This is a genomic window from Limnohabitans sp. G3-2 (assembly GCF_002778275.1).
GTDB lineage: Bacteria > Pseudomonadota > Gammaproteobacteria > Burkholderiales > Burkholderiaceae_C > Limnohabitans_A.
In genome coordinates this window covers 1-4,055 of sequence record NZ_NESG01000014.1, presented here as the reverse complement: position 1 = coordinate 4,055, position 4,055 = coordinate 1, and the positions used below count along the sequence as shown (strand labels likewise).

5 protein-coding genes are annotated in these 4,055 nt (G+C 54.5%); all 5 read right to left on the bottom strand.

Annotated elements, in window-relative coordinates; all coding sequences use genetic code 11:
• Positions 1-217 precede the first annotated feature (217 nt).
• Positions 218-1,123 (bottom strand): EamA family transporter, encoded by a 906-nt coding sequence (locus B9Z31_RS15235; RefSeq protein WP_369804723.1) that lies wholly within the window; start codon positions 1,121-1,123, stop codon positions 218-220.
• A gap of 65 nt (positions 1,124-1,188) precedes the next feature.
• Complete coding sequence (locus tag B9Z31_RS15230) at positions 1,189-2,544, bottom strand: ISL3 family transposase (protein ID WP_100120409.1); 1,356 nt, start codon at positions 2,542-2,544, stop codon at positions 1,189-1,191.
• Between the two features lie 18 nt (positions 2,545-2,562).
• Complete coding sequence (locus tag B9Z31_RS15225) at positions 2,563-2,943, bottom strand: type II toxin-antitoxin system HigA family antitoxin (protein ID WP_100120408.1); 381 nt, start codon at positions 2,941-2,943, stop codon at positions 2,563-2,565.
• Between the two features lies 1 nt (position 2,944).
• Positions 2,945-3,250: a type II toxin-antitoxin system HigB family toxin gene (locus B9Z31_RS15220; protein WP_100120407.1), complete on the bottom strand. Its 306-nt coding sequence runs from the start codon at positions 3,248-3,250 to the stop codon at positions 2,945-2,947.
• 359 nt (positions 3,251-3,609) lie between these two features.
• Positions 3,610-4,055: cupin domain-containing protein (locus tag B9Z31_RS15215; RefSeq protein WP_233201013.1), on the bottom strand; the 446-nt coding region annotated here is incomplete at its 5' end.

Below are 4,055 nucleotides of genomic sequence, written 5' to 3'. Positions count from 1 at the left end.
TAGGGATTACGGGTACCGATTGGATCTGGGGCAACTCTTCACATTGGTGGACAGATGACTCAGTTGATCAACTCAAACGGCGCGCACTGCGTTCCCGTTTGATCAAAGACATCACTTTGCTTTGATGTTCTGGGGCCCCCGCCATGACTGGTTGTCATTGGCGGTGGGAGTGGCAGTGACGTTCATGGCGCAAACACTCAACACGCTTGGTTTGGTGTCATGAATGCGAATGTGGATGGTGAACGTCCGGGAAATGAGCATGCTCGTGTTTGATTTTTGCATGCTTGTGAGCATGTGAATGAGGCTCAACACCATCCCATTCAAAGTCATGAACATGAAGGTGGTGTTCGTCATGACGGTGAGCGTGCCCATGAAAAAGTTCTACGTGGGTATGTTCATGCGCATGACGTTCGGTCAGATGCAACCAAACACCAACCGACATCAAACCCATTGCCATCCAAAAGGCCATGCTGGTGGCTTCACCAAAAACAGCAATCGCGATGGTAGCGCCTACAAATGGTGCTGTTGAAAAATAAGCACCGGTTCTCGCAGTACCCAGTTCGCGAAGTGCCAGCACAAACAACACCAAGCTCAGGCCATATCCGAAGAATCCAATCAGCAACGCCGACGAGAGCATCGGCAAAGCGGGCCAACTTGCACCGAGCGCTAACCCCAGCACCGTATTGACGCATCCCGCGACCAAGCCTTTGCTCCCCGCTATGAACAAGGCATCTGAGGCTGAAACTTTGCGCGTTAAGTTATTGTCAATGGCCCAAGCAAGGCAAGCTCCGGCCAATGCAAGCGGTCCGATGCCAGAAGCTATGGTTTCCCCACTGGGCCATGCCAATACGGCTCCACCCAAGACAATCAGCGCCATACCCAAAACGATTCGGCGATCGGTGCTTTCTTTGAACACCAGCCAAGCCAAAGCGGCTGTCAGCACGGATTCCAGATTCAAGAAAAGTGAAGCCGTGGAAGCGCTTGTGTGCGAAAGCCCCACCATCAAAAGCAGTGGCCCCAGAATCCCACCAAAAGCAATCGCGCCGAACAACCAGGGCCACTCTTGGCGCGCAATGCCCGAAGACTTCCAGCCTCGATCACGAATCAGCCGGATCATCGCCAAACCCAAGCCGCTGCCCAAATAAAGGGGTATCCGGATTATCGGGTGGACGCAGCTAGACTTCAGGACTAGAACTCGCCTGAATCGAAAGTCCGCTCGAGTGTGGACAGGTCTACTCCGAGGTTTGCCTCACGAGATCGAATTCTGGTCTCGTACTCGTCATCCATTGTGCTTGCGAGGAACATGAATCGCGCCACTGCGACATCTTCGAATTTCTGTTTCCTGACCCGAACCTTCTCCTGCATCGCAACACGCTTCTGAAACCTGTCTGTGTAGAGCACCTTGGCGCGTAACCGCTCGAAGGTGTATCCACGCCCATTACGGTATACGGCACGGACCTTGGCGTTGAAACTCTCCGTAAAGGCGTTCGTCACCCGCTGGTCGTCGAAATAGTTCAGGATGTAAGGTCGCCAATTGCGGAAAGCGGTCTTCACTACCCGGTACGGCTTGACAAGTTCGTTGGGGATCGTGCTTTCCCAATGCAGATACTCGCCCCAAGCTTCCTCTGGCGTTGTCACGTCGTAGATCGCGTACAGCCGTTCCTTGAGATCATAAGCTGCGGCCAAGAGAGGGAATGTGTTGAGCCAGCCCGAGACGGTCAGATATTGTTCGTCGGTCAAGTCCTTGGCCCGCATGTCGAATAGCTTGTGGGCTCGTTTGAGGCCAAGGCCGGCACCGTTGCTGCTCTCTCTAGCTATTTTCCGGCGCACTGCCTCAAAGGCCATGTTGGCTTTCATCAGGACATGGAATTTGTCGACCACGATCTTGGCGTTCGGCAGAGCTTCCTGGACGGCGCGACGGTAGCCAGCCCACATATCGATGGCGACATGCGTAATGCGTTTGTTGTCCGGCAGAGACGCCAGGAATGCCGTGACGGTCGAAACGTACCGATTCGGCAGCATATCGATGAGGGATCGGCCATGCAGATTCGTGAAGATGGCCCGGAAGCGTTTGAGCTTGATTTCATCGATACCTAGCCAGATCGGCGTTTCGCGCTGATAGCCCTTGGCCAGCACCGCCACATACTCGTCGAAGATGTTGCGGACGGTCTTCTCGTCGACCTTGACCTGCTTGGCAATCTCCGCGTAGGTATATTCGATGGACTGGCGACCAATCCATTTGGCCAAGCGTTCGGTCATCTCCCGCCCAGTATCGACCTCCGGCACGGATGCTGTGAAGGTCTGCTTGCACGGTTTGCACTTCAAGCGGGAAACGTCGAGATGAATAACGACGGCCTTTCCGTGGCTCGGTATGTCCCGGATGACCAGTGTGCGCTTGGCATGAACTACCGTGTCGTGGGATCGGCCGCAATGTGGGCAAAGGCGTGAGATTGCCTTGGGTGTTGCGCGAACGTGATATTCGGAGTCGGTTTCTTTGAAGTCGACGACGTCCAGTCCGGCCAGATTGAGGATATTGACCGGCATTGCGCGTGCCTTACCCAGTTATGCTGCAACAGGTAGTTTGGGTGGGCGAATCAGGCTTTCGGCAGGGATACCAAATCTCTCGTGCAGCCGCCAGATCATGTTGAGCGTCAGGGGACGCTTGCGGGCGAGGATTTCATAGACGCGGTTCAGGCGACCGATGGCCGGCACCAGATCCTTCGGCGTCAGCCCGGCCTGCTCCATGCGAAATTTGATGGCCTCAACCGGATCGGGAAGGTCGATGGGGAACTGCTTGGCTTCGTAAGCATCGACCAACGTCAGCAGCACATCGAACCGATCCCCATCCGGCGTGCCAGGTTCGGGCTCGTTGTCGAAATACACCGATACTTCGCGCAGAGCGGCCCGGTAGTCGGCGGCGGTATGAATTGGGCGAATTTCCATGTCAGATCTCCATCTCAACGGTTTCGGCGTCAATCCGATCGTACTCGGCGTGCGTGCCGATGAATTTCACGTAGACGGCCTGGAAGCGATATGCCACCGAGACCACCAAGCGATATTCATTGCCCTTAATATTGAAGACGACCCGGCGATTCTTCAGAATGCTGGCGCTACGGTACTGCGCCTTGATGGCCGCTGGCTGACTCCAGTCAGCCTTCTTCACCTCATCCACCCACGCCTTCAAGGACTGCTCGGCGTCAGGCGTATTTGCCCAAAAAGTTCGCAGGTAACTGACGGCAATGATTCGCATGGGTCAAGTATAGTCCCGCCTTGGGACATAAAGCAACCGAAGTCGATCACCGATTGCCAAACTGTGGCAAATTTCCCTGAACTACACCTGGCGCGGGCGTAGCTGCTTTGTATGTCTCAGTTCGACCCTGAACCGCCGTAGAGCTTTTGGGAAAGCTGTCGTTCAACGACCCAAGCTCAGCGACCCGGCGCACGGGACGCGTGGATTGCAAACCACGACGTCATGCCGGGTTCGCTGCAGCGCATGGTTATGCGGCACTTGGTTGTGTACTTCATGGGCCTCTACTTTTCTGCTTACGACCAAAGGCGGCTGGTCGCGGTTACATTTTCCTTTCGTGATTATGAGGCGAAACTTTCTATTCAAGGCTTTCGGATGGATCTTCCTTTACCTTTTTCAGCCACGATGAATTCCAGCCATCGAACACCTTCAGTCTTACTAGGGTTCCAATGGGAATGAGTGGTGCCGGCCGGAACGAGTAGGCTGTCACCGGGTTTTAGGGTAATGGGTTCCTTGCCCTCCTGCTGGAAAACTGGTGTCCCAGAAACTACATAGAAGGTGACCGCCGCTGGATGAAAATGGCGACGGTTGACACCACCTGGCTCGTACTTCACATCTATGACTGTGAAGTCCAGATTCGCTGTGCCGTCCACTCCGCGTACTATGAGATCCGTAGGTGTTACCCCAGATTTTTGTGGGATGTCTTTCGGATCTTGTGCGTGAGCTACAGACGCAGCTAGAGCCGCCCCGAATAAGATGAGTTTAGTTAGTCTGTTCATTTTCAATCTCCATTTCGATGAGTGCCGCA

Excerpts from the sequence above, each read along its gene's own strand:
- B9Z31_RS15230 (WP_100120409.1), bottom strand. The coding sequence starts at position 2,544 with ATGCCGGTCAATATCCTCAATCTGGCCGGACTGGACGTCGTCGACTTC.
- B9Z31_RS15220 (WP_100120407.1), bottom strand. The coding sequence starts at position 3,250 with ATGCGAATCATTGCCGTCAGTTACCTGCGAACTTTTTGGGCAAATACG.
- B9Z31_RS15225 (WP_100120408.1), bottom strand. The coding sequence starts at position 2,943 with ATGGAAATTCGCCCAATTCATACCGCCGCCGACTACCGGGCCGCTCTG.